The organism is Isoptericola halotolerans, assembly GCF_013149785.1.
In the GTDB taxonomy this organism is placed as follows: Bacteria; Actinomycetota; Actinomycetes; order Actinomycetales; family Cellulomonadaceae; genus Isoptericola; species Isoptericola halotolerans.
The window spans coordinates 185,010-211,344 of the sequence record NZ_JABEZU010000005.1; the positions used below are offsets into that span (position 1 = coordinate 185,010).

Genomic DNA, 26,335 nt, shown 5'->3' on the forward strand with positions numbered 1-26,335 from the left:
GGATTCTCGGAGCGGGTGAGGCGGCGGGCGATACCCCCGGGCGGCAGCTGGACCCCTGAGGCCTCGCCGCGCCTGACCTCAGCCCGCCGTCGTGCGGGGAGAGGCGGCCAGGCGTTCGACGATGTGCAGCAGCTCGTCGAGGTCGGGGGACTGGGCCCCGATCGAGCTGCGGTGGTAGAGGCCGTCGCTGATCAGCATGATCGCGTGGGCGGTCGGGGCGTCCTCGACCTCGACGGCGATGGCCTCGGTCCACGTGTCGTGGGCGGTGTCCAGGGCGCTGCGGGCGTGGGGCGCCGATCCCTGGGCCAGCTGGGAGACCGCACGGAAGGCGAGGTCGAGCTCTCCGCCCACGTCCAGCGAGCTGCGCAGCAGGTAGGCCACGGGGCCCTCGGGCGCGGCCTTCATGGTGGCGACGTCGGCGGCGATCAGCTCGTGGAGGTGCTGGACGAGCCCGTCGACCAGGGCGTCGCGGGTGGGGAAGTGGTAGAGCAGGCCGCCCTTGGAGACGCCGGCGCTCTCGGCGACGGCTTCCAGGGTGGCGGAACGCTCCCCGGAGGTGACGAGGATCTCGGCGAAGGCGTGCAGCACCTTGGCTCGGGCGGCAGGGGCGGGAGGCATGGTTGTCAGACTAGCGGTCGAGACGTTACTGTACCGTCTGGACGGTACAGAAGTTCGGCGCGCAGCGTCGCCCTGGCCGTCGATCGTCGTGAGAGGAACGTCGTGACCACCATCTCGGTGACGACACCGCAGCTCCAGGCCCCCGCCCCCTACCCCCGGCGCTGGGCCGCCCTCGTCGCACTCATGCTTCCGGTGCTGCTCGTGTCCGTGGACAACACCGTCCTGAGCTTTGCCCTGCCCCAGATCTCGGCCGACCTGCGGCCCACCGGCACCCAGCTGCTGTGGGTCGTCGACGTCTACCCGCTCGTCCTGGCCGGGCTGCTCGTCCCGATGGGCTCCCTGGCAGACCGGCTGGGCCGCCGTCGGCTGCTGCTGATCGGCTCCGTAGGCTTCGCCCTGGTCTCCGCCGTCGCGGCCTTCGCGCCGACCGCCGGCACCCTGGTCGCCTCCCGTGCCGCGCTCGGGTTCTTCGGCGCCATGCTCATGCCGTCGACGCTGTCGCTGCTGCGCAACGTGTTCGTCGACCGCGAGGAGCGCCGGCTGGCAATCGCCATCTGGGCCACCGGCTGGGCGGCCGGAGCAGCCCTGGGCCCGATCGTGGGCGGGCTCCTGCTCCAGCACTTCTGGTGGGGCTCGGTCTTCCTGCTGGCCGTGCCCGTGCTGGTGGTCTTCCTCGTGCTGGCACCGATCGTGCTGCCGGAGTCGAAGGACCCGGCCCCCGGCCCGCTCGACCCCGTGTCCGTCGCCCTGGCCATGGTCACGATGACCCCGCTGGTCTGGGCGATCAAGGAGACCGCCTCGTACGGCGTCACCCCGGCCGCGCTGGTGGCCGCCGGTGTCGGGCTCGCCAGCGGGTACGCCTTTGTGCGGCGCCAGCTGCGCCGCCCGGTGCCGATGCTCGACGTCCGGCTGTTCCGGGTGCCCGCCTTCAGCGGCGGCGTCGTGGTCAACCTGCTCAGCGTGTTCTCGCTGGTCGGCTTCCTGTTCTTCGTCTCCCAGGACCTGCAGCTCGTGCACGGGCTCGCGCCCGTCAACGCCGGTCTGGCCCTGCTGCCCGGGACCGTCGCGATGGTGGTCGCGGGGCTCGCGGTCGTCCGCGTGGTGCGCCGGCTGCCCGCCCAGCGGGTCGTGGCCACGGCCCTGTGCCTGTCCTCGCTCGGGTACCTGCTGGTGGCGCTCCTGGGAGGGTCCGGCGCGCTGGCCCCGCTGGTCGTGGCGTTCGTCGTGCTCTCCGTGGGCATCGGCGCCGCCGAGACGGTGAGCAACGACATGATCGTCTCGAGCGTGCCGGCCGCCAAGGCCGGAGCCGCGTCGGCGATCTCCGAGACGGCGTACGAGCTGGGTGCCGTCCTCGGCACGGCGGTGCTGGGGAGCATCCTCACGGCCTCGTACGCGGCGTCGGTGGTGGTCCCGGACGGTGTCTCGCCGGCCGACGCCGCCGCAGCGACCGAGACCCTCGGCGGTGCGACCGAGATCGCCGCGAGCCTGCCTGCCGCCACGGCGTCCGAGCTGCTGGCCTCGGCCCAGCAGGCGTTCGCCGGCGGTGTCGGGACGACGGCGACGATCGGGGTGGTCCTCACCCTCGTCGCGGCGGTCGTCGCCCTGCTCACGCTGCGTGAGACACGCCGCTGAGGTGAGCCGGGTTGTGGTGGGACCCCCTCGTCGGTGAAGGTGGGGCCACCATGCACGACAGACCCGTTCCTGCCCGCTGGCTGCGCTGGACCCTCGCAGCCCTCGCCGCCGTGATCGCCTGCGTGGGTTTCGGCATCACGACGGCGTCGGCCACCCTGAGCCTCGGCCCGCACGAGGCGGAGTACTCCGTGGACACCGACGGCCTGGTGGTCGTCGACCTCGGCCCGCTGGGGACCCTGGAGATCGACTCGCCGTTGCCCCTCGGGCTCGGCGTGGACGTCACCGTCAAGGAGATCCCGGCGGACCTGTCGGCCGTCGGCGCGTCGTCGACCCTGGACCGCTTGGTCGGGGACCTGGACGGCTACCTGCAGTTCTACGACAGCCCGCAGGTGACGATCGACGCGGTGACGGTGGCGCTGCTGGGTGACGCGGCCCGACGGGCCGGGCTCGCCCTCGTCGGGGTGGTGCTCGTGGGCTGGGGCGTGCGGGTGCTGCTGGGTGAAGCCCGGCGCCGCCAGCTCTCCGCCTCGCTCGCGCCGCGGACGTGGCAGCTCACCGCCGGCGTCGTCATCGTCGCGTTCGTCGGGACCACGCTCGTCTCGGCGGACGTCGACGGCCCACGCCAGGGCCGTCCTGCCTCGGCGGTGTTCGAGGGGACGGCCCTGGAGGGCGCGCGCATCACAGGTCGCCTCGCGGGTGTCATCGACACCTACGGTGGCCAGCTCGTGGCGCTCTACGACGAGAACGAAGCCTTCTACGAGGCCGCTCGGGCGGACCTGGGGCAGGCGTGGAACTCCTGGGAGATCCGGCATGCCGTGCGGACGAACCTGGGCGAGGAGCCGCCCGACCCGGTCAGCGGCGAGGACGGCGAGGGCATCGTGTCGATGCTGGTCGTCGCCGACCTGCACTGCAACACGGGCATGTCCACGGTGATCGAGGAGGCGGTGCAGCGTTCGGGTGCGGACGTGGTGCTCAACGCGGGGGACACCACGATGAACGGCACCGCCGTGGAGAAGGTCTGCGTCGACGCGTTCGCCTCCGCCGTCGGCGACGTGCCCATGGTCGTCGCGGACGGCAACCACGACTCCGTGATCACCTCCCAGCAGGAGGCAGCGCACGGCCAGACCATCCTCGACGGCGGGACGGTGGAGGTCGCGGGCGTACGGATCCTCGGTGACCGGGACGCTCTGGAGACCCGGATCGGCGAGGGCACGGCGGTGGCGCGCGAACGGACCCCTGGCGAGCAGGCTGCCGACCTGGCCGCCGCGGCCTGCGAGCAGGACCCCGACCTGCTGCTGGTCCACACCCCGGTGGTCGGGCTGCCGGCGCTCGACGCCGGGTGCGTCCCGCTGCAGGTCTCGGGGCACACCCACCAGCGTTTCGGGCCGGTGCAGGTGGGCCGTGGGATCCGCTACGTCTCGGCCAGCACGGCGGGCGCGGCGTCGGGCCAGCCCACCGTCGGACCGCTGCGTGGCACCGCGGAGATGACCCTGCTGCGCTTCGACACGACCACGCGCGAGTGGCTCGACGTCCAGGTCATCGCGGTCACGCCGTCGGGCGAGGCGACCGTCTACGACCGCGAACGGATGCCCGTCGTCGTCCCCCCGGTGGGCGAGCTGGAGGACGCCGTCCCACCGTTCTCGCCGCCGGACGGCGACGAGCAGGACGAGGAGCCCGCGCCGTCGGGGTCGCCCTCGCTCGACGGCCCGGTCGCGCCGTGAGGCTGGCTCCGGCGCGACCTCGGGGCGGGTGCCGCCGCGTAGGCTTTGAGCTGTGACCGACACCGAGACCTACCCGGCCGACCTCACGCCCGTGGCGCAGGACTACCTCAAGGCCGTGTGGTCCGCGCAGGAGTGGAGCGACGAGAGGGTCACGACGGGGCTGCTCGCCGACCGGCTCGGCGTCGGGCCGTCCACGGTCTCCGAGACGGTCCGACGACTCACGGTCCAGGGTCTGCTGGGTCACGAGCCGTACAGCGGGGTGTGGCTGACCGACCTCGGACGACGGCACGCGCTGACGATGGTGCGCCGCCACCGGTTGATCGAGACGTGGCTGGTGCGCGAGCTCGACTACACCTGGGACGAGGTGCACGACGAGGCCGAGGTGCTCGAGCACGCGGTCTCCGACCGCCTCGTCGAGAGGATCAGCGCCCGGCTCGGGCACCCCGACCGAGACCCGCACGGCGACCCGATCCCCACGGCGGACGGCCGGGTCGCGCGGCCCGACGCCGTCCTGCTCGCGGACCTCGCCGAGGGGGAGCGTGGTGTGGTCGCCCGGATCTCGGACGCCGACCCCGAGGCCCTGCGCTATCTCGCGAGTCTCGGGCTCGACCTGGACGTGGAGGTCTCCGTGGTCCGGCGGCGGGACTACGCCGGCACGCTGACGGTGGCGTGGACGGCCGCTGCCGGCGAGCCGGTCTCCGTCGACCTGGGTCACCTGGCAGCCTCGCGCATCCGGGTGGTTCGCGCGTAGGCTGGGCGCATCCCCGACGGCGTGCTCGCGATCACTGCGATGCGCCGTCGAATCGTTTCGAGCGCGCCTGACCCGTTTCGAGCACGCCTGACCCTCGAGGACCCCCGTGACCCTGGCTCCCTCCCGCCCTGCCGCGCACCGGCGCCTCACACCCGCCTCGTGGGCGCTCTTCGCGCTCGCCCTCGGCGGCTTCACGATCGGCACCACCGAGTTCGCCACCATGGGCATGCTGCCGCAGTTCGGGGCGGACCTGGGGGTCACCGACCCGGTGGCCGGGCACGCGGTCACCGCTTACGCCGTCGGCGTCGTGGTCGGCGCGCCGCTGCTGACCGTGGCTGCCGCACGGATGTCGCGGCGTCGGCTGCTGCTGTGGCTCATGGGCTTCTACACCGTGGCCAACGTGGTCTCCGCCGCGGCGCCGAGCATCGAGTGGCTGGTGGTCGGCCGCTTCCTCGCCGGCCTTCCCCACGGGGCGTTCTTCGGTGTCGGTGCGGCCGTCGGTGCCTCGGTCGCCGGCCCAGGGCGCCGGGGCCACGCGGTCGCGGTGATGATGACCGGGCTCACCGTCGCCAACGTCGTCGGCGTGCCGCTGTCCACCGCTGTCGGCCAGGAGTTCGGGTGGCGGGTGGCCTTCGTGCTCATCGGGCTGCTCGGCGGCGTCGCGCTGCTCGGGCTGTGGCGGTTCGTGCCCGAGCGAGGCCCGGTCGAGTCCAGCGTGCGTCAGGAGCTCGGTGCACTGGCCAACGGGCCGATGTGGGTCGCGTTCGGGGCCGGCGCGATCGGCTTCGGCGGCCTGTTCGCCGTCTACACCTACGTCGCGCCGACCGTCACCCAGGTCACCGGGATGACCGAGGGGGCCGTGCCGTGGGTGCTGGCCGCCATGGGCGTGGGCATGACGGTCGGGACCCTGGTGGGCGGGCGGCTCGCCGACCGCTCCGTGCCGGGGACGGTGATCGGCGGGTTCCTGGCCACGGCCGCCGCCCTCGTGCTCTTCGCCCTGACGGCCGAGTCGGTGATCGGCGCCGTCGCCGGGCTCTTCCTGCTCGGGGTGACCTCGCAGGTGCTCGGCCTGGCGATGCAGACCCGCCTCATGGACCTCTCGCCCCGGGCGGAGTCGCTCGGTGCCGCCCTGTGCCACTCGGCGCTCAACCTGGCCAACGCCGGCGGGGCGTTCTTCGGCGGGCTGGTCATCGCCGCGGGCTACGGCTACGTGGCTCCCGCGTGGACGGGACTGGTGCTGACGCTCGTCGGCCTGGTGATCGTGCTCGCCTCGATGCGGTCACGGGGGGCACCGGTACCGGTCTCAGTCTGACGGCACCCCTCGGCCGACCGATCAGGTCGGTCGTGCGCGGCCGGATCGGTACGCCACCGTGCCGATCCGGCCGCACGCTACCGACCTGATCGATGACTTCCCAGATGCCTTCCAGGACCGTGCGGTACCGTGCCCGCGTGACCGACACGACGGTGAGCAGCGGCGGCTCTCAGACGAGCCCTGACGGCCTCGATCTCGCGGATCCCTCGCCGGGCCTGCGACGGCTGTCCGCCCGGGCCTACGGCATCCTGCTGGTCCTGCTCGGCGCCGTCGGGCTCGGCGGTTCGCTCTGGTTGGCGATCGAGAAGATCCTCAAGCTGCAGGACCCGGAGCGGGTCGCCTCGTGCAGCATCAACCTGTTCCTCGACTGCGGCGCCGCCATGGACTCGTGGCAGGGGTCGCTCCTCGGGTTCCCGAACCCGTTCCTCGGCGTCGCGGCCTTCCCGGTGGTCGTCACCACCGGGGTCGTGCTGCTCACCGGGGCCCGCCTGCCGCGCTGGTACCACCTGAGCCTGCTGGCGGGCACCGCGCTCGGCCAGGTGCTCATCTTCTTCCTCATGTGGACGAGCTTCTACGCCCTGTACCGGCTGTGCCCGGCGTGCATGGTCGTGTGGGTCGCCATGTGGCCGCTGCTGTGGGTGCAGGTGGTGCGTGCGGTGCAGGAACGGCACCTGCGCGTCGGCGAGGGCCTGCGGCGCCTGGTGGTGGGCAACCGCTGGGTGATCCTGGCCATCGGCTACGTCGTCGCGGTCGCCTGGCTGCTGCTGGCCGTGGGGCCAGGCCTGATCGACTCGTTCTGAGGTCGGCGCCCCGACCACGGGCGGCTCCGGGACGACCGAAGAGCGGCAGGTCCGCCGGGCGGTGGCCGGTAGACTCCCCGGCGTGAGCACGCCAGACGCCGAGACGCCGCACCGCCCCTCCGAGCACGCCCACCGCTACACGCCTGCCCTCGCCCAGGTGATCGAGGAGCGCTGGCAGGACCGCTGGGACGAGCGCGGCACGTTCTACGCCGCGAACCCCACGGGCGGGCTCACGAGCGGCGACGGCGAGCACGCCGGCGACGGCAAGCCGTTCTTCATCATGGACATGTTCCCGTACCCGTCCGGCGCGGGGCTGCACGTCGGGCACCCCCTGGGCTTCATCGCCACGGACGTCGTCGGACGCTTCCGCAGGATGTGCGGCGACAACGTGCTGCACGCGATGGGCTTCGACGCCTTCGGCCTGCCGGCCGAGCAGTACGCCGTCCAGACCGGTGAGCACCCGCGCCTGGTCACCGAGCGCAACATGGTCACCTACCGGCGCCAGCTGCGTCGCATGGGGCTGGGGCACGACCCGCGGCGTTCCTTCGCCACCATCGACTCCGACTACGTGCGCTGGACCCAGTGGATCTTCCTGGAGATCTTCGACTCCTGGTACGACCCCGAGTTCGTGCGGCCCGACGGCGGGCTCGGCAAGGCGCGGCGCATCGCCGAGCTCGAGGCCGAGTACGCCGAGGGCACCCGTGCCGTGCCCGGTGGCCGCGCGTGGTCCACGCTGAGCGAGGGCGAGCAGCGCGACGTCCTGGACTCCCAGCGGCTGGCCTACGTGGACTCGTCCCCGGTGAACTGGTGCCCCGGTCTGGGCACGGTGCTCGCCAACGAGGAGGTCACGGCCGACGGCCGCTCCGAGCGCGGCAACTTCCCGGTGTTCACCAAGAACCTGCGCCAGTGGAAGATGCGGATCACCGCGTACGCCGACCGCCTGACGGACGACCTGGACCTCATCGACTGGCCGGACAAGGTCAAGGCGATGCAGAAGAACTGGATCGGCCGCTCCACCGGCGCGAACGTCCGGTTCCACGTCGTCGGTTCCGGTGACGCCGCCCGCGACGCCGCCGGTGCGGGGAGCGAGATCGAGGTCTTCACGACGCGGCCCGACACCCTGTTCGGGGCGACGTTCATGGTGGTCTCCCCGGAGCACCCGCTGCTGGACGAGGTCCCCGCGACCTGGCCCGACGGCACCCGTGCCGCGTGGACCGGCGGTCACACCAGCCCGGTGGACGCGGTCGCCGCCTACCGCGCCGAGGCCGCGGCCAAGACTGCCGTCGAGCGGCAGGCCGACGCCGGCAAGAAGACGGGCGTGTTCACCGGGCACCTGGCCGTCAACCCCGTCAACGGCGAGACCGTCCCGGTGTTCACCGCGGACTACGTCCTGATGGGCTATGGCACCGGGGCGATCATGGCCGTCCCGGGCGGCGACGAGCGCGACCACGCGTTCGCCGAGGCCTTCGATCTGCCGATCGTGCGCACGGTCGAGCCTGCCGGGGGTCTGCCCGAGGACCACCAGGGAGCCTGGACCGGCGACGGCGTCGCGGTGAACTCGTCCAACGACGAGATCTCGCTGGACGGCCTGGGCGTCGCGGAAGCCAAGTCGAAGATCATCGACTGGCTGGAGGCGCGGGGCTCCGGCGAGGGCACCACGACCTACCGGCTCAACGACTGGCTGTTCAGCCGTCAACGCTACTGGGGCGAGCCCTTCCCGATCCTGTGGGACGCGCAGGACCGCCCGGTGGCGGTGCCCGCCGACCGTCTGCCCGTGGACCTGCCGGAGGTGCCGGACTACTCACCGCGCACCTTCGCGCCGGACGACCGCGACTCCGAGCCGGAGGCGCCCCTGGGGCGCAACGACGACTGGGTGCACGTCACCCTTGACCTCGGCGACGGCCCCCAGCAGTACCGCCGGGACACCAACACCATGCCCAACTGGGCCGGATCCTGCTGGTACTACCTGCGCTACCTCGACCCGGCCTGGGGCTCGGAGGGGGCCGACGGCGCCACCGACGCGGCGCTGCCCGTGATCGACCCGGCCCTCGAGCGGTACTGGATGGGACCGCAGCACAACGACACGGCCGGCCCTGCCGGCGGCGTCGACCTGTACGTCGGCGGCGTCGAGCACGCGGTGCTGCACCTGCTGTACGCACGGTTCTGGCACAAGGTGCTCCACGACCTCGGGCATGTCAGCTCGCGCGAACCGTTCGGCAAGCTGTTCAACCAGGGCTACATCCAGGCCTACGCCTTCACCGACGAGCGCGGCTCCTACGTGCCGGCCGCGGAGGTCTCCGGCGACGAGCAGACCGGCTGGACCTACGACGGCGCACCGGTGCAGCGTGAGTACGGCAAGATGGGCAAGTCGTTGAAGAACGTCGTCACCCCGGACGACATGTACACCGAGTACGGGGCCGACACCTTCCGCGTCTACGAGATGGCCATGGGTCCGCTGGACCTGTCGCGCCCCTGGAACACCCGCGACGTCGTCGGCTCCCAGCGGTTCCTGCAGCGGCTGTGGCGCAACGTGGTCAGCGAGGACACCGGTGAGCCGGTGGTCTCGGACGACGAGCCCGGCCGCGAGACCCTGCGCGCCCTGCACCGCACCATCGCGGACGTCCGCGTCGAGATGGAGCAGATGCGGCCCAACACCGCGATCGCCAAGCTCATCACGTACAACAACCACCTCACCGGGCTGGACGTCGTCCCGCGTGCCGCCGTCGAGCCGCTTGTGCTCATGGTCGCCCCGATCGCCCCGCACATCGCCGAGGAGCTGTGGGCGCGGCTCGGGCACCCCGACTCGCTGGCCCGCGAGCCGTTCCCCACGGCCGACGAGCAGTACCTCGTCGCGGACACGGTCACGTGCGTGATCCAGGTCAAGGGCAAGGTGCGCGGACGTCTGGAGGTGGCCCCGGACATCTCCGAGGCGGACCTGCAGGCCGCCGCCCTGGACGAGCCCAACGTGCAGCGGGCGATCGACGGCGCCGAGATCCGCAAGGTGATCGTGCGCGCGCCGAAGCTCGTGAACATCGTCGTCTGAGCTGCGGGCTCGGTATGACGGAGGCGCGCGGACGCAACAAGACCCTCTGGGCAGGGTCGACGCTGCTGGGCATCGGGACCGTCGTCTGGCTGGCCGGTGCCGTGGCGACCGCACCCGACGTGGTGGCTGGAGCGCGGTTCGCCGTGGCGGTCGGCTGCGGGCTGCTCGCCGGAGCCGCCGCGCAGGGTATCGCCCGGGCACGCGGACGTCGGCTGCCCGTCCTCGCGGGCTGTGCGGTGACCGGGGTCGTGGCCGCCGCGGCGATGTACCCGGCGTCCGTGCTCGCTGCGGCCACGCTGCGATGAGCCTCGTCCCGGACCGGCCGGCAGCGGGCCTCTCGCCCCTGGCCGCGGCGCTCGCCGGTGTCGAGCAGGCCTTCGCCGCGCCCACGCTCGGCCTGCTGCACAAGGCCGAGGCCCCACTGGTCGTGGCGCTGCTGCGCTGCGTCTTCACCCCGGACCGGCCGACGGTCGCCACCGAGCAGCTGCACGTCGAGGTCGACGACCTGTTGGCCGGGCTGCGGTCGGCGGTGTCCGGCGCGGCCGAGACGCCTGCGCGCGGTGTCCCCGACGACCCGGCGCGGGTGCTGTGCACGCGGTGGGTGCGGGAGCGCTGGCTGGTGCGGTCTCTCGACGACACGGGCGCCGAGCGGTACCAGCTGTCCAGCTATGCGACCGAGGCGCTGGACGTCGTCGCCCGCACGCAGGGGACACGAGGACTGGTCAGCGAGTCGCGCATCCGCACGCTGCTGGTGACCGTCGAGGACCTGGCGCGGGACGCCCACCCCGACCGGGAGGCGCGGATGCGTGAGCTGCGCTCGCGCGTCGACGAGACGCAGGCAGAGCTCGAGCGCCTCGAGGCGGGCGGGCAGGTGGAGTCGGTGGCTCCGTCGCGCCTGGTCGAGCAGTACGACCACGTGCTGTCGCTCGTGCGCGAGCTGCCCGCCGACTTCGCCCGCGTCGCCGAGTCGATCGCCGTGCTGCAGCGCGAGATGGTCACGCGGCTGCGCCAGGACGAGCGCACCACCGGTGTCGTCGTCGCCGACTACCTGGACGCCTCGGAGAACCTGCTGGAGCGCACCCCGGAAGGCCGCGCGTTCGCCGGGGCGATGGAGCTGCTCGGCGACCCGGACCTGCTCGACGGGCTCGAGCGCCGGGTCGGCTCGATCCTCGCGCACCCGTTCGCGGCCGACCTCCCCGCCGAGCACCGGGCCGTGCTGGCGAGCCTGCGCTCCCAGCTGGTCGGTGCGATCGAGGTGGTGCTGGCCGCGCAGGCCCGGGCCTCGCGCACGGTCACCGCGCAGGTCCGCCACCACAACCCGCTGCGGGACCGGGAGCTGGACGACGCCCTGCGCGAGGCCACGGCGGCCATGGCCGACTGGTTCCCGTCGTCCGGGCGCGCAGCCCGGGTGGACCCGCTGCGCTGGTTCGAGCGGGCGCGCCCCGGCCGTCTGCGCACCGCCCTGCACGACCTGCGCCCGGAGACCCCGCCGGACGGTCTGGAGGACTGGGCCGACGATCCCGCCCCGAGCGACGAGATCGCCGACCTGCGCGCGATGGGAGGGCCCCAGCACGCCGCGATCCTGGCGCACCTGGGCACCCTGACCGGCCCGTCGAGCGTCGGCCAGGCGTTCGCCGCGGGCCCGCAGGACCTGCGTCGCCCGGTCGAGCTGCTCGGCTACCTCGACGTCGCGACCGACGGAGCCGCCGACGGCGGCACGTCGGGCGACGTCCCGGCGGACGACCTCGAGCAGGTCACGGCCGTGCGCGCCGACGGGACGGCCCGCGACTTCGTGCTGCCCCGCACCCCGATCAGGAGGACGGATGACTGACCTGGACACGGTCGAGGAGACCGGTGCCGCGGAGGTGACCGGAGACGAGGAGGCTGCGGCGTCGGGCACCTTCGTGGAGGCCGTCGCGGTCGAGGACGACGACCCGGGGCTGTTCCCGGGCGACACCGGTGTGCTGCCGTTCGGGGCCCGCCGGGTGCTGGCCCTCCTGCTCCAGCGGCGCTACCTCGCGGCCGCGGACCACCCTGTCGAGTGGAAGGCGCTGCTGAGCCACCAGCAGGTCATCTCCTCGCGCCTGCACGACCTGTTCGTCGAGCTGGTCGTGGACCGCGACTACGAGATCGCCTACAAGCGTCAGGTCCGGTCCGACGGGCTGACCATCCCCGTGCTGCTCAAGGACGAGCCGTACAAGCGCGTCGAGACGTTGCTCATGCTGTTCGTCCGCAACCGGTTCCGGCAGGAGCAGGGTGCGGGCCAGACCGCCGCCTACGTCGACACCGAGGAGATGGTCGACTACGCGCTCGGCTTCCTGGCGCACGACGAGACGAACCTCGCCGCCCGACGGCGCGAGATCGACAACGCGGTGGCGGCGCTGGCCCGTGAGCGTGTCCTCGACGAGGTCGTCACCGGCCGCTACCGCATCCTGCCGGTGGTCGAGATCCTGATGCCGGTCGACAGGCTGCGTGAGCTCACGAGGTGGCTGCACGGCGCCTCCGCCGAGACCGTCGAGCACGCCGCCGAGAGCCCCGAGGAGATCGACGAATGAGCGTCACGAACCCGGTGGGCGTCCGGATGACCGACTCGTTGTTCGGCCTCATCCCGGCGGCCTCCGACGGCCGCCAGTGGACCGCGACCTCGATGCAGCTCGTCAACTGGGGCGGTTACCACGGCCACCACGAGGTGCGCTTCTCACCGTCCGCGACGCTGCTTTCCGGGGCTTCCGGCTCCGGCAAGTCGACCCTGCTGGACGCCTACATCGCGCTGATGATGAGTCACACGACGCCGTTCAACGGCGCCTCGAACGGTGCCGCGGCGGGGCGTGCCCGAGGGCGCGAGCAGCGCAACGTGCTGTCGTACGCCCGCGGCAAGCTCGACGAGTCGCGGGCCGACGGAGCGACGAGCCGCGAGCAGGTGCTGCGCGGCGACGGGGCGGACACCTGGACGGCGATCGCGATGTCGTGGTCCGACCAGTCCGGCGGAGTCCTCACGGCGCTCCGCGCCTGGTACGTGCCCCGCGGCGCGACACGCAACGAGGAGTGCGTCGTGGTGCGGGCCACGGCCGACGGCGCGTTCGACCTGCGCGAGCTGGAGACTCTGGCGGCGGGCCGGTTCGCCCGGGCCGGTCTCACCGACGCCGGGCTGTCGCTGTACGACACCGACGTCGCGTTCGCCACGCGCCTGCACTCCGCGCTCGGCATCGGTGCGGCCGGGGACGGGCACAAGGCGATGCAGCTGCTGGGCCGCATCCAGGCGGGGCAGGCGATCACCACCGTCGACGCGCTGTACAAGGCGATGGTGCTCACCGAGCCGGAGACGGTCGAGGTGGCCGACCGCGCCGTCGAGCACTTCGACGAGCTGAGCGCGGTGCGCTCGGAGATGCTCACCGCGAACCGGCAGGTCGAGGTGCTGCGGCCGATGCGGGGTCTGCGCGAGCAGGTCGAGTCCGCACAGCGTGCGGTCGCTCTGCTGGAGACCCTGGGCGTGCCGGAGGGGCGGAAGGAGGCCGCGCCGGCCGGCCCCACGGTGTTCGGCGCCTGGCGTGACGGCCGTCGGCTCGCCCTGGTGCGGGCGGAGGAGGAGTCGAACCGGGCGGCGCACCGGGCCGCCGAGGAGCGTCGCGCGGCCGCGTCCGCCCGCATCGCCTCGACCGAGGCGGACCTGGAGGAGGTGCGGGCGTCGCTGCGCCACCAGGGCGGCGACGCCATCGAGTCGACGGAGCGGGAGATCCGCCGTCGGACCGAGACCCTGGAGGAGGTGCGGACCGCCAGGGCCGGTCTGGAGGCGCAGCTCGCGATCCTCCAGGAGGAGGTCTCCTCGGAGCGGGACCTCGGCCGGGTGCTGCGCCGGGCCCGTGACCTGGTCGACGACCGCACCCAGCGAGCAGGGGACCACGAGGAGCAGGTCTTCGCGGCCCGGCAGGCGGTGGCCGAGGCCGAGAAGCGCCTGGCCCGCCTCGAGCAGGAGCAGTCGTCGTTGGCAGGACGGCGGGGCAACGTCCCCGCCGAGGAGCACGCGGCACGCGTCGCGCTGGCCGAGGCGGCCGGGCTCACGGTGGACGAGCTGCCGTTCGTCGGCGAGCTGCTCGAGGTGCGCGGCGAGTACGAGCCGTGGCGCGACGCCGTCTCCCTCGCGCTCGGTGGCTTCGCGACGACGCTGCTCGTGGACGCCGACCGCCTCGCGGACTTCCGGGCGGCGATCGATGCCGTGCCCCTGCGGCGGCGTGTCCGGTTCGAGGGCGTGCCCACGGGCCTGCCGCTGGACGACGAGGCCGACCCCTCGACGCTGCCGGGGCGCCTCGAGGTCAAGGCCGGCCCGTTCGGTGGCTGGCTCGCCCGACGGCTCGCCGAGCGGTTCGGCTACGTCTGCGTCGACGACGCCTCCGAGCTCCGCGACCACCCCCGCGCGCTCACGCGCACCGGCCAGATGTCCGACGGCGCACGCGGCGCGCACGGGGGAGCGGGACGTCCGTCGGTGCTCGGCTTCTCGAACGGCCGCCGGCGCAGCCGCATCGAGACCGACGTCGACGCGGCGCAGGACGCGTTGCGCGACGCCGGTGCCGCGCTGGAAGGTGCGCGACTGCGGCAGGCGGCGCACACGGACGAGTTCGTGGCGGCCAGCCAGGTGTTGCGGGTGTCCTGGGAGGACGTGGACGTCGCGGGCGCCGAGCAGGCCGTGGCCGACCGTGTCGAGCGCCTGGTGGCGCTGCGGGACGGCTCGGACGCGGTCCGTGGCCTGGCCGAGGACGAGCAACGGCTGCGGTCCCGGCTGACCGAGCTGTACCGCGAGCGCGCCGACGCGGAGAACCGGGTGCGCGAGCTGGGCGAGCAGTGGGCAGCGATCACCGAGCTCGTCGACGGCGTCACGGACGCCGTGGAGAGGGCCGAGGAGGCCGGCGTGGCACCATCCCGGGCTCAGCGCGAGCGGCTGGACGCGGCCCTGACCGCGGTGTCGCCGTCGGAACCGGACACGCTCTCCCTGGCTGCGCTGGAGCAGGCGACGGCGGCCGTGGTGCGCGAGCTCGTCCGCGACCGCGACGAGGCCCTCGAGGCGGGACGGACAGCACGTGCGGCCCTGCGCGGCGTGTTCGAGCGGTTCTGCGACGCCTGGCCCAACCCGAACCTGGGGACGGACCCGGAGGAGTCCTACGACGACTTCGCGCGCATCCTCGACGAGATCGAGGACCAGCGCCTGTACCAGCTCGCCGAACGGTGGTCACGCACTCTGGGCCGTCTCAGCGGGCACGACCTGACCCTGCTCGGCAACGTGATGAACCGCTCCGTGGCGGAGATCCGTGAGCGGATGGAACCGGTCAACGCGATCCTGGGCACCCTGCCGTTCCGCGACGACGAGCACCGCCTGCGCATCACGGCCCAGGTGACCGAGGCGCGCGACGTGGTCTCGTTCCGCAGGCAGCTGCGTGACCTCGCGGCCGACCCCGGCGAGCAGACGCCCGGCGAGCGGCAGCGACGCTACGAGCGCATGGCCCGGCTGATCGACCGGATCCGTCCCGACTCCCCGGAGCGCCGACGTCTGGTGGACGTGCGCGAGCACGTGCGGATCAGTGCCGAGTGCGTGGACCTCGCGGGCCACCACGTCAGCGTCTACGACCACATCGCCGGCAAGTCCGGCGGCGAGTCGCAGGAGCTCGTGGCGTTCATCGTCGGGGCTGCGCTGCGCTACCAGCTCGGTGACGCCGGAGCCGAACGGCCCCGCTACGCACCGGTGTTCCTCGACGAGGCCTTCATCAAGGCCGACGCACGGTTCGCCGGGCGGGCCGTGGGCGCCTGGCGAGGGTTGGGCTTCCAGCTCGTCATCGGCGCGCCGCTGGACAAGGTCAGCGCGCTGGAGCCGCACGTCGACGTCGTGCTGCAGGCCGTCAAGGACGCCTCGGGCCGATCACGCCTGGTCACCCTCGTCGGGGTGTGAACGAGTCAGCCGATCGGCCAGACGAACCGCACCTTCACCGGCTTCTTGGTCACGGGCACGAAGCGCAGGCGACCGGTGCGTGCCTGGTCGGCGGGGATCGTGAGCTTGACGCCGCGCCAGCGCGTGGTGGAGGAGCGGGCGTCGACCGTCCCGAGGTACCGCTTACCGACGTAGACCTTCATCCGGCCGGAGCTCGGTCCCGTGCGGACCGAGACCCGCACGCCGCGCACGCCGCTGACGCGGGCGTCGGTCCGCGGCACCGCCTTGTTCCGCTTGCTGACGACGGCGAAGGGGTGTGTCCCCGCGCCGGAGTCCCGGACGATGGTCCGGTCATGGTCGAAGTCCTCCAGCGGCACCAACGGTGCCGACGTGCAGCGGCGCTTCGACCAGGCACTGACGTTGCCGGCCTGGTCACGGGCACGGACCCGGAGGCACATCTGCTCGCCGGGGTTGAGCACGACGCCGCGGTACCGGAGCCTGTCGGGGGAACGCCAGGCGCGGTTGTGGGGTCGGTGCCAGCGGCCGCCGGGAAACTTGACCTGGACCTGGTAGCCGCTGACGCGGCGGTCGTCGCGCGCCGCCGTCCACGTCGCACGGGGACGCCACTGCCTGGTTCCCGAGAAGTGGACCTTCTTCGGTGTGAGCCAGCGGTCGAGGGAGACCCGCGGAGCGCTCGGCGGCCTGGTGTCCGCGGCGGCGGACATCGGGGCGGCGACCACCAGTCCGGTCAGGGCCACGGCGAGGCTCAGGATGGCGCCGAGGAGGCGGTGTCGGGTGGTGCCGGTCACGGGATGCTGCTCCACGACGTCGGGGGCGGAGGACGGACGCACCATAGCGGGCGAGACGTGGGCCGCACCACACCTGAACGGCAGGCTACGGGCATGTTTCGGAGCGGCGTCGGTTCGTGGTGCCCCCGGGACACGACCGCACCGCCGTGGGTAGTGTCGGGCACGTGACCGAACCCACCCCCCTGATCGCCACGCCGGAGCACACCGTCGAGGGCTTCGTCCGCGAGTACCTGCGCGAGCTGAACTTCGCCCAGGGCACGATCCTCGAGCGGGCGAGCGTCAACGACCACTACCTCGCGCTCGCTCGCACCGTGCGCCACTACCTCATGGCGCGCTGGATCACCACGACGACGGAGCACTACCGACGCCAGCCCAAGGCGGTGGCCTACCTCTCGGCCGAGTACCTGCTGGGCCGTCAGCTCGACAACGCGCTCGTCGCGGCGGACCTCGAGGACATCGCGGCCGAGGCGCTCGCGTCCCTCGGCATCGACCTCGCCGACCTGCGCGAGGCGGAGGTCGAGCCCGGGCTCGGCAACGGCGGCCTCGGTCGACTCGCCGCCTGCTTCATCGACTCGCTCGCGACGATGTCCGTGCCGGCGATCGGCTACGGCATCCGGTACGAGTACGGCATCTTCCGTCAGACGTTCGTCGACGGCCGCCAGGTCGAGAAGCCCGACGAATGGTTGGTGGGTGGCGCTCCCTGGGAGTTCGCCCACCCGGAGCACGAGGTGACGGTGGGCTTCGGCGGGCACACCGAGCGGTACGTCGACGGCGAGGGCGACGACGCCGTCGAGCGCACCCGGTGGGTGCCCGGCTGGAAGGTGCTGGGCGTCCCCTACAACTACATGGTGCCGGGCTACCGGAACGGACGGGTCAACACCCTGCGCCTGTGGAGCTCGCGCGCGACCCACGCGTTCGACCTGAAGATCTTCAACCACGGCGACTACGCCGAAGCGGTGCGCTCCCGGACGTTCGCGGAGAACATCTCCAAGGTGCTCTACCCGGAGGACTCCACGCCGCAGGGCAAGGAGCTGCGCCTGCAGCAGCAGTACTTCTTCGTGGCGTGCTCGCTGCGCGACTTCATCAACCAGCTCCTGCCCGAGGACTTCGACCTGCACGACCTGCCGGAGCGGATCTGCTTCCAGCTCAACGACACCCACCCGGTGATCGCCGTGCCCGAGCTGATGCGCATCCTGGTCGACGAGGAGGGGTTCGACTGGGACGAGGCGTGGGAGGTCACCCGGCGCTGCTTCGCCTACACGTGCCACACCCTGCTGCCGGAGGCGCTGGAGGTGTGGCCGGTCGACGTGCTGGGCCGGCTCCTGCCCCGTCACCTGGAGATCATCTACCGCATCAACGACGAGTTCCTCGCTCGGGTGCGGGAGCACTCCGGGGACGACGAGCTGCTCGTGCGCCGGATGTCGATCATCGCGGAGCACCCGGCACGCAGCGTGCGCATGGCGCACCTCGCCACGGTGGCCGCGACCAAGGTCAACGGCGTCGCCGAGCTGCACTCCCAACTCCTGCGGGACAAGGTGCTGGCGGACTTCGCGCGGTTCTGGCCGGAGAAGTTCACCAACGTCACCAACGGCGTGACGCCGCGACGCTTCGTCCGGCTCGCGAACCCGGGGCTGTCGGGGCTGATCACCGAGGCCATCGGCGAGGGGTGGGTGACCGACCTCGACAGGCTGCGGGACCTGGAGCCGCTGGCGGACGACGCCGAGTTCCGTCGCCGGTTCCGTGAGGTCAAGGACGCGAACAAGCACCGGCTCGTGGACCTGCTGGCCCGTCGGGACGGGATCGAGATCGACCCCGGCACGATGCTCGACGTCATGGTCAAGCGGCTGCACGAGTACAAGCGCCAGACACTGAAGATCCTGCACGTCATCACGCTGTACGACCGGATCGTCTCGGGCGAGGTCGCCGTCGAGGACCTGGTGCCCCGCACGGTCGTCTTCGGGGCCAAGGCGGCGCCGGGTTACGTCATGGCCAAGGAGATCATCGCGCTGATCAACCACGTCGGTGCCGTGGTCGGCGCGCACCCCGAGGTCTCGAAGGTGCTGCGCGTCGCCTTCCCGGCGAACTACAACGTCACGGTCGCCGAGACCCTGGTCCCGGCCGCCGACCTGTCCGAGCAGATCTCTCTCGCCGGCAAGGAGGCCTCCGGCACGGGGAACATGAAGTTCGCGCTCAACGGCGCCCTGACGATCGGGACGGACGACGGCGCGAACGTCGAGATCCGCCAGCTCGTCGGTGACGACCACTTCTTCCTCTTCGGCCTGACCGAGCCGGAGGCCGCGGCGATGCAGGAGGCGGGCTACCGTCCGTCGTCGTACTACGAGAAGAACCGTTCGCTGCGGCGCGCGCTGGACCTCGTGGCCCACGGCGAGTTCTCCGGCGGCAACCGGTCGACCTTCGAACCGGTGGTGTCGAACCTGCTGGGGGAGGACCGCTTCATGGTGCTGGCCGACTTCCAGTCCTACCTGGACGCCCAGGAGCGCGTCGAGGCCGCCTACCGGGACCCGGACGCGTGGAGCCGTTCCGCGGTGCTCAACGTGGCGCGTTCGGGGTTCTTCTCCTCGGACCGTTCGATGCGCGACTACATGGACCGCATCTGGCACGCCGAGGTGCTGCCGCCCCTGTGACCCCCGGGGCCGACCCGCGCGAGGCGACGCCGTCGGGCAGAGGCCACGTCGTCGGGCACCGGAGCTGCCGGCGCCCGACGACGTGGCCCACCTACCCCCCTGTCAGGGACGGTGCCGGTGGGCGCGGTCCGTTCGGTGGTCTCGGGCACGCCCTGGTGCGTGCCTTCCTTCCTCCCGGGTGGTCGACCTCACCGGCGTCGACGACTGCTCGGTCGGGGTGCGTCTCTGCACCTGCGACGACCCGGTCCGCTGCGTGAGCGGTGGGCGTGGCATCGTCGGGCATGACAGGCACGCTAACCCGACCCGGTACGGTTCGCGCGCGGGAGGTGACACCGCGGGGCACCGCGCGGCGAGCCGCGATCGCTACACTCGCACCGATGCCTGAATCTCCCGCGGTGCGCGTCGTGACGGACTCGACCGCCTGCCTTCCCGCTGTCGACGACCCGGAGTACGCCGAGCTCTGGGACGGGCCGGGCCACGGCCCGCTCGTGGTGCCGCTGCACGTCGTCACGGAGGACGGCTCCCTGCGCGAGGGTGTGGACGTCAGCCCGCAGGACGTGGCCCTGCGCATCGCGGGCGGCGAGAGGCTCACGACGTCTCAACCGTCGACCGTCGAGCTCGCCGACGCCTACCGCGAGCTCGTCGAGCAGGGTGCACGGTCGGTGGTCTCGGTGCATCTGTCCGGTGAGCTGTCGGGCACCCTCGCCTCCGCTCGGCGGGCCGGCCAGCGGGCGATGGTGCCGGTGCGGGCCGTCGACTCGCGCACGGCCGCGATGGCGCTCGGCTACGCGGCGGTGGAGGCGGCCCGGTGCGCCGCTGCCGGCGGCGACACGGCACAGGTGGCGCAGCGTGCCGCCGACGTGGCCGCGTCGGCGCGGGCGGTCTTCCTCGTCGACTCCCTGGAGCACCTGCGGCGTGGTGGACGACTCTCGGCCCCGGCGGCGGCGCTCGGTACGGCGCTCGGGGTCCGGCCGATCCTCGGCCTGCGGGACGGGCGGGTGGAGCTGGTGCAGCGGGTGCGCACACGCAAGGCGGCGACGGCCCGACTGGTGGACCTGGCCGTCGACCGCGCACGGACGGCCACCCGGCCCGCCGTCGCCGTGCACCACCTCGGAGCGTCCGAGCGGGCCGAGGAGGTCGCCACGGTCCTGCACGACCGTCTGGGGCTGCGGCCGGTCGTCACCCCGGTCAGCGCGGTGCTCGGGGCTCACGTGGGCCCGGGTGCGCTCGCGGTGGTGGTGGTGGACCGCGGTGGCCACGTCTTCGACCTCGAACCGGGCGGGCCCTGGTAGGACGACCACTCGAGGCTGCCCACAGGTCGGAGCCGTCCCGAGGTCGTGTTCCGACGGCGCCGCACGGGGTACGGGGTTCCCTAGCCTCGCGCCGTGACCACCACCGACACGAGCCCCGGCCCTGAGGCGGCAGCACGCCTCGATGCCCTGCGTGCGGCCCTCGACGCCGCGCGCCCGCCGGCACCTGACTCGCCACCGGCGCCGGCACCGGCACCGACACCGGCACCGACGCCCGGACCCGGCGCGGACGAGCAGGAGGCCGAGCTCGTCGAGCGGCTGCGCTCTCGCCGCTCGGCCGGGCACGTCGCGGCGGCCTACAGCGCGGCGCACGGGCACCCTCTCGGCGCGGACGAGCAAGCGACGCGCAGCCGGTGGGCCCTGTCGGGACCCGCTGCGGTCGGTGCTTGCGCCGTGCTCCTGCTGATCGCCGTGGCCGTCCTCGCGCTGACCTCCTGGTCCACGGGGGGCGGCGAGGAGCTCGGCGTGGCGGTCGACGCGGTGCCGGCCGCGCAGGTGGACATGGAGCCCGAGGGTGACGTGGGCCTGCCGGCACACGAGGGCGCGTCGGTCGCGCCGGGGCCCGAGCCGGCCACCGACGGCCCCGCGGTGGTCGTGCACGTCGTCGGACAGGTCGCGGACCCGGGACTCGTCGACCTGCCGGGCGGTTCGCGGGTGGCGGACGCGCTGGAGGCGGCCGGTGGAGCCACCGACGACGCGGACCTCGCGGCGCTCAACCTGGCGCGTGCTGTCGTCGACGGGGAGCAGGTGTACGTCCCGGCGCCTGGCGAGGAGCCACCGGTGCCGCCGTCGGCGTCGTCGGCGTCGTCGGCACCGTCCGGTGAGGTCGGCCACGGCGGTCTCGTGCCGCTGAACACGGCGGGCACCGAGGAGCTGATGTCGCTCCCGGGGGTCGGCCCGGTCACCGCCGAGCGCATCGTCGCCTGGCGGGAGGAGAACGGGCCGTTCACGGCCGTGGAGGAGCTCACCGAGATCTCCGGGGTGGGACCGGCGCTGCTGGCCGACGTCCGCGACCTCGTCACGTGGTGAGTCGGGACCTGCGGCTGGCGCCGACGGCCCTCGTGGCGTGGGCGACCGCGTGGACGTCCACCGGTCCTCTCCGGGCGGACCTCGTCGTCGTCCTCGCCGCCCTGGCGGTGCTCACAGCGGTCGTCCTGCTGTTCTGCGAGCGAGGTGCAGGACCGGACCGAGCGCCGCTCCGGGGTCGAGGGGCAGGACGCCCGGCCGTCTCGCACCTGCTGCTCGTCGCGGGCTGCGTGGTCGCGGTCGGCGTCTCCGTGCACGTGCAGAGCGCTGCCCGAGGTCCGCTGCCGCAGCTGGCCGCGGAGAAGGCCGTGGCGACGCTGCACGGCACCGTCGCGTCCGAACCCCGGCCGGCGACGTTCGGTGACGGTCACCGCTACGTGCTGGCCGTCGACGAGGTCCGTGCCCGCGGTGCGGCGTCCGCGACGCGGGGCCACGTCGAGGTCACCGCACCGGGCTCGCCGCCGGGGTTCGGCGCGGACCTGGTTGCCGAGGTCCGTCTCGGACCGCCGGGGATCGGGGTCGGGACCGTGGCCTCGGCCACCGCGACCGCCGTGAGCACCTCGGCGCCACCCGGCCGCGTCCTGCAGGGCACGACCACGGTGCGGACCGCGCTCCTGGAGGTCACCGACGGACTGTCGCCACAGGCTCGCGGGCTCGTCCCCGGGGCATCTGTCGGGGACACCACCCGACTGCCCGACGAGATCCGCGACGCGATGAGGACCACCGGTCTGACCCACGTGACCGCCGTCTCCGGCAGCCACTTCGCGATCGTGCTGGCCGCCCTGACCGCCGCCTGCGTGCTGCTGCGCGTGCCGCGAGGAGCCCGCGTGCTGCTGCTCGTCGTCGGGGCCGTCGCCTTCGTGCTGCTCGTGCGGCCCGAGCCCAGCGTGCTGCGCGCCTCGTGGACCTGCGCCGTCGCCCTGCTGGCCCTGGCGCTGGGCAGGCCGTCGTCCGGGCCGCCCGCGCTCGCGGTGGCCTCGACGGTGCTGCTGGTCGTCGACCCCTGGATGTCGCGGTCCTTCGGGTTCGCCCTGTCCTGCTCGGCGACCGCGGGGATCATCCTGCTCACGGGCCCGTTGGCTCGGCGGCTCGCTCCGTGGTGCGGTCGTGCCCTCGCGTTCGCTCTGGCCGTGCCGCTGGCCGCGCAGGCGGCGTGCGGGCCGGTGCTCGTCCTGCTCGACCCCGCGGTGCCGCTGATGTCCGTGCCGGCGAACCTCCTGGCCACGCCTGCCCTGGTGCCCGCGACCGTCCTCGGACTGCTGGCCGCCGTCATCGCCCCCTGGTCACCAGGCCTCGCCGCCGTGGTGGCCTGGGTGGCCGGTGGTGCGACGGCCTGGATCGCCGGGGTCGCCCAGGTCTTCGCCGGCCTGCCTGGCGCACGACTGCCCTGGCTCGACGGGGTCGCGGGTGCGTTGCTGCTGGCGGCTGCCACGGCGGTCTGCCTCTGGCTGGTGCTGCGCAGACCGCCCGGGCGAGGCTGGCGACGACCGCCGGGAGAGCGGGCGCGGTCCGCAGGGCGTCGCCTGGCCCGCTCGGTGCGTCGTGCGTCGGTGCCGCAGCGCGTCCTGGTCGCGACCACGGCCGGGGTGCTGCTCGTGGCGGCCGGGTTCGTGGTCGGCAACCTGCCCGGTCCCGGGTCGTCGGGGGCCTCGGGCGACTGGCAGGTGGTGGCGTGCGACGTCGGCCAGGGCGACACCCTGGTCGTGCGCAGCGGGCCGCGGGCTGCCGTCGTGGTCGACGTCGGGCCGCCCGGCCCCGACGCGGCACGGTGCCTTCGGCGCCTCGGGGTCGACCAGATCGACCTGCTGGTCCTGAGCCATTTCCACACCGACCACGTCGGCGGGCTCGACGACGTCCTCGCGGGCCGCACGGTGACCTCGGCCCTCGTGTCGCCCCTGGACGAGCCGGCCGGGCCGGCGCGGCGGGCGCGCGACACGCTCGGCGCCGCGTCGGTGCCTGTGGCCGTCGCCGATCCCGGTCAGCGCGGCGTCGCGGGCTCCGCCTCCTGGGAGGTGCTGGGCGCCTACGCCGGCGGTGGTGCGAACGACGCGAGCGTCGCGCTGGCGGTGCGCACGGCCGCCGGGGTGGACGTCGTCGCCCTCGGTGACCTGGAGCTGGCCGGCCAGGAGGATCTCCTGCGGCGCCTCGTCGCTGCCGGTCTGCCCGCCGGCCCGGTGGAAGTGGTCAAGATGGCACACCACGGGTCGGCGTCGCAGTCGGCAGACCTCGCGGCCCTGCTCAGCCCTCGCGTGACGCTCGTCCCTGTCGGGGAGAACGACTACGGGCATCCCACGGACACGGCGCTGCGGCTCTACGAGTCGGTGGGTTCCCGGGTGGTGCGGACGGACGAGTGCGGCACGGTGTCGCTGGCTGTGCGCGACCGTGGCCTGGTGCTCGACTGTCCGCAGCGGTGAGGTCGGCCCCCGGACACCGGTGGCGCCGGCCGAGCCGGCGCCACCGACGCGTCACGATGAACCGCCGGGGGAAACGGTTCACGACATCCCGGGCAGGCCGTCTCGACCGGCCGCCCGAACCGCCTCCATCGTGCGTGCCCGGGCGACGTCAGCGCATCTGTCGATCGACGTATTCCTCGAGCACCCACCGCGCCACCTGGACCCGTGAACCGACCCCGAGCTTGGTCCGGATCCGTTCGACGTGCGTGCGGGCCGTGCCGGGGGAGATGACGAGCCGCGCGGCGATCTGCGGGTTCGTCATCCCCTCGGCCACGAGGTGTGCCACCTCGAGCTCGCGCGGCGTGAGCAGCCCGTCGCGGCGAGGCCGGGCGGCTCGCCGACCCAGCTCCACCACCTCGACGATGGACAGCGTCGACTCACCGTCGGCGTCCTCGGTGTCCGTGGGGTCGGGCGACCCCATGCGCCGTCGCATGGCGACGGCGGCCAGGCGGCAGTCCTCCGCGTCCCGCGGACGGCCGGTCGCGGCCAGGACGAGGGCGAGCTCGTCGACCAGTGGCGCCGCCTCGGCCAGGGCGTTGTAGCGTGCCAGGTCGTCCAGGCCCTGCAGCAGGAGGGAGGTCGCGCTCGTGATGTCGCCACGGCGGCGCGCGACGACGCCCAGGTGCCCCCGGACCCGCCCCACGAGCCAGACGGGCGGATGGACCAGGAAGATCTCGAGTGCCTCCTCCAGCAGCTCCGCCGCCGTGTCGTCCTGCCCGGCCGCGAGCTCGATCCCGCCGAGGTTGGCGCACCACAGGGCGTGCAGGCGTGGGTCGTCCTGCGGGTCGTACATGCCGCTGACCTCGTGGTAGGCCGCGCGTGCGTCGTCGAACCGGCCCTGTGCGGCGGCGACGTCGCCGTGCACCCCGAGGGCGAAGGGGAGCCAGGCGTGCGGACCGTCCCGACGGATCTGCTCCAACGAGTCCCGGGCGTGCACGGCGGCCTCGCCGAGCAGCCCCAGGAGACGTTCCTGGTCCGCGCGGAGGTACTCGATGACGGAACGGTCCGGCCCGTCGAGCGCGTCGAGCGCGCCGATGGTGCGGTCGAGCCCGAACCGGATGCGACCGGTGACACGCCAGAAGCGGATCGTGCTGGTGAGCAGACCGACGATCACCGGGGCGTCCCGCGCGGCGACGGCGCTGTCGATGGCCGCGACGACGTCGTCGTGCAGGTCCTCCAGCTCGGCGACCTGGTCCGGCGAGAAGTACCGCGAGCGGTGACGGTGGGAGGCGACCCGTTCCAGCACGGCGCGGCGGTGCGCGACCGCGAGGTCGGCGTCGGCCCCGTGGTCCTGCCCGGCCCGCGCGTGCTCGCGGACGACGGCGAGCATGCGGTACCGCGTCGTGCTCCCGGTGGTGTCGGCCTCCAGCAGCGAGTGGTCGACCAGCTCGCAGAGCGTCTCCGCCACTCGTTCCGGGGTGGTGCCGGGCGGCCCGACGGCGATGGCCGATGCCGCGTCGAAGCCTCCGACGAAGGTCCCGAGGCGGCGGTAGAGGCCGACGGCCTCGTCGGACAGCAACGCCAGGCTCCAGTCGAGCGACGCCGTCATGGTGCGCTGGTGAGCGGTGCCGCCGCGCAACGACGGCAGCCCGAGGCCCTGTGCCAGCCGGCCGTCGAGCTCGGCGGGGGTCATCGTGCGCAGGTGGGTGGCGACGAGCACCAGCGGCAGGGGGATCCCGTCGAGCCGGCGGCACACCGAGAGGAGATGGTGGCGCTCGGGTCCACCGACGTCGAGCCGGGCGCCGAGGGCGTTGGCTCGTGCGGCCAGCAGCCGGACGGCAGCGCCCGGCGCGCCGTCGTCGGTCACGGGCAGCGGCCCGAGGCTCAGTCGGTGTTCCCCGGGGACGTCCAGGGGCCGGCGGCTGGTGGCGATGATGGTCAGCTCGGGGCAGGTCGCGGCGACGACGCCGACGAGATGGGCGGCGGCATCGAGGACGTGCTCACAGTTGTCGAGGACGAGGAGCGACGGTCCGCGCTGCAGCTCGGCGGTGAGCACGTCGTGGGGGTCACCATGGGCGGACCGCAGGCCGACCGCGTGCAGGACGTGGACGACGACGTCCTCGGGGTGGTCGACGGCGGTGAGGTCGACCAGCCACCGGCGCCCGAACTGACCGGCGAGCCGGTGACCGGCCTCGACGGCGAGCGACGTCTTGCCGGACCCGCCGACGCCGGTGATCGTGAGCACGGAGTGCTCGGCCGCGTCGACGGCCCGCAGGACCTCCTCGATCTCCCTGTCACGGCCGACCAGCTCCGTCCTGCGGGGGGCGAAGGGCCTCGGGGCGAGTGCTGGGACGGTCATGG

Annotated in this window: 17 protein-coding genes; 14 read left to right on the forward strand and 3 right to left on the reverse strand. The window is 73.4% G+C overall.

What is annotated here, in order from left to right; genetic code table 11:
- Positions 1-78: 78 nt before the first annotated feature.
- Entirely contained in the window at positions 79-618 is a 540-nt protein-coding gene (locus tag HDG69_RS17800) for a TetR/AcrR family transcriptional regulator (protein WP_171785165.1), read from the reverse strand.
- A 102-nt stretch (positions 619-720) separates the two neighbouring features.
- Here HDG69_RS17800 and HDG69_RS17805 point away from each other — a divergent pair, with 102 nt between their 5' ends.
- From HDG69_RS17805 to HDG69_RS17850, 10 genes are all read left to right on the forward strand, one after another.
- Positions 721-2,250: an MFS transporter gene (locus HDG69_RS17805; RefSeq protein ID WP_343036512.1), complete on the forward strand. Its 1,530-nt coding sequence runs from the start codon at positions 721-723 to the stop codon at positions 2,248-2,250.
- A 50-nt stretch (positions 2,251-2,300) separates the two neighbouring features.
- Positions 2,301-3,971: a metallophosphoesterase family protein gene (locus HDG69_RS17810; protein WP_171785166.1), complete on the forward strand. Its 1,671-nt coding sequence runs from the start codon at positions 2,301-2,303 to the stop codon at positions 3,969-3,971.
- A gap of 52 nt (positions 3,972-4,023) precedes the next feature.
- On the forward strand, positions 4,024-4,722 hold the full coding sequence (locus HDG69_RS17815) for an iron dependent repressor, metal binding and dimerization domain protein (protein WP_171785167.1): 699 nt from the start codon (positions 4,024-4,026) through the stop codon (positions 4,720-4,722).
- A 106-nt stretch (positions 4,723-4,828) separates the two neighbouring features.
- A complete protein-coding gene (locus HDG69_RS17820) occupies positions 4,829-6,034 on the forward strand; it encodes an MFS transporter (RefSeq protein WP_171785168.1) in 1,206 nt (401 codons plus the stop codon).
- A 137-nt stretch (positions 6,035-6,171) separates the two neighbouring features.
- The gene (locus tag HDG69_RS17825) at positions 6,172-6,834 is read left to right on the forward strand and encodes a vitamin K epoxide reductase family protein (RefSeq protein ID WP_171785169.1); all 663 of its coding nucleotides are present in this window, start codon (positions 6,172-6,174) and stop codon (positions 6,832-6,834) included.
- Between the two features lie 82 nt (positions 6,835-6,916).
- A complete protein-coding gene (gene leuS, locus HDG69_RS17830) occupies positions 6,917-9,877 on the forward strand; it encodes a leucine--tRNA ligase (RefSeq protein ID WP_343036513.1) in 2,961 nt (986 codons plus the stop codon).
- A 14-nt stretch (positions 9,878-9,891) separates the two neighbouring features.
- Positions 9,892-10,182: a hypothetical protein gene (locus tag HDG69_RS17835; RefSeq protein ID WP_171785171.1), complete on the forward strand. Its 291-nt coding sequence runs from the start codon at positions 9,892-9,894 to the stop codon at positions 10,180-10,182.
- Entirely contained in the window at positions 10,179-11,708 is a 1,530-nt protein-coding gene (locus HDG69_RS17840) for a DUF3375 domain-containing protein (RefSeq protein ID WP_171785172.1), read from the forward strand. Before HDG69_RS17835 ends, HDG69_RS17840 begins: the two co-directional genes overlap by 4 nt.
- Positions 11,701-12,432, forward strand: coding sequence for a DUF4194 domain-containing protein (locus HDG69_RS17845; protein WP_171785173.1), 732 nt, complete (start codon positions 11,701-11,703; stop codon positions 12,430-12,432). Before HDG69_RS17840 ends, HDG69_RS17845 begins: the two co-directional genes overlap by 8 nt.
- On the forward strand, positions 12,429-15,812 hold the full coding sequence (locus HDG69_RS17850) for an ATP-binding protein (protein WP_171785174.1): 3,384 nt from the start codon (positions 12,429-12,431) through the stop codon (positions 15,810-15,812). The genes HDG69_RS17845 and HDG69_RS17850 overlap by 4 nt, the downstream gene beginning before the upstream one ends.
- A gap of 5 nt (positions 15,813-15,817) precedes the next feature.
- On the opposite strand, the gene HDG69_RS17855 is transcribed toward HDG69_RS17850, so the two are convergent.
- The gene (locus tag HDG69_RS17855; RefSeq protein ID WP_171785175.1) at positions 15,818-16,600 is read right to left on the reverse strand and encodes a glycoside hydrolase family 78 protein; all 783 of its coding nucleotides are present in this window, start codon (positions 16,598-16,600) and stop codon (positions 15,818-15,820) included.
- A gap of 164 nt (positions 16,601-16,764) precedes the next feature.
- Between HDG69_RS17855 and HDG69_RS17860 the strand changes: the two genes are divergently transcribed.
- The 4 genes from HDG69_RS17860 (at position 16,765) to HDG69_RS17875 (ending at position 23,995) form a co-directional block, all read left to right on the forward strand.
- Positions 16,765-19,245: a glycogen/starch/alpha-glucan family phosphorylase gene (locus tag HDG69_RS17860; RefSeq protein ID WP_171785176.1), complete on the forward strand. Its 2,481-nt coding sequence runs from the start codon at positions 16,765-16,767 to the stop codon at positions 19,243-19,245.
- 377 nt (positions 19,246-19,622) lie between these two features.
- Complete coding sequence (locus tag HDG69_RS17865) at positions 19,623-20,537, forward strand: DegV family protein (protein WP_171785177.1); 915 nt, start codon at positions 19,623-19,625, stop codon at positions 20,535-20,537.
- 93 nt (positions 20,538-20,630) lie between these two features.
- Entirely contained in the window at positions 20,631-21,584 is a 954-nt protein-coding gene (locus HDG69_RS19665; protein WP_171785178.1) for a ComEA family DNA-binding protein, read from the forward strand.
- The gene (locus tag HDG69_RS17875) at positions 21,581-23,995 is read left to right on the forward strand and encodes a ComEC/Rec2 family competence protein (protein WP_171785179.1); all 2,415 of its coding nucleotides are present in this window, start codon (positions 21,581-21,583) and stop codon (positions 23,993-23,995) included. Before HDG69_RS19665 ends, HDG69_RS17875 begins: the two co-directional genes overlap by 4 nt.
- A 148-nt stretch (positions 23,996-24,143) precedes the next feature.
- On the opposite strand, the gene HDG69_RS17880 is transcribed toward HDG69_RS17875, so the two are convergent.
- Positions 24,144-26,333, reverse strand: a complete 2,190-nt coding sequence (locus HDG69_RS17880) for a LuxR C-terminal-related transcriptional regulator (protein WP_171785180.1) — start codon at positions 26,331-26,333, stop codon at positions 24,144-24,146.
- Positions 26,334-26,335: the final 2 nt, after the last annotated feature.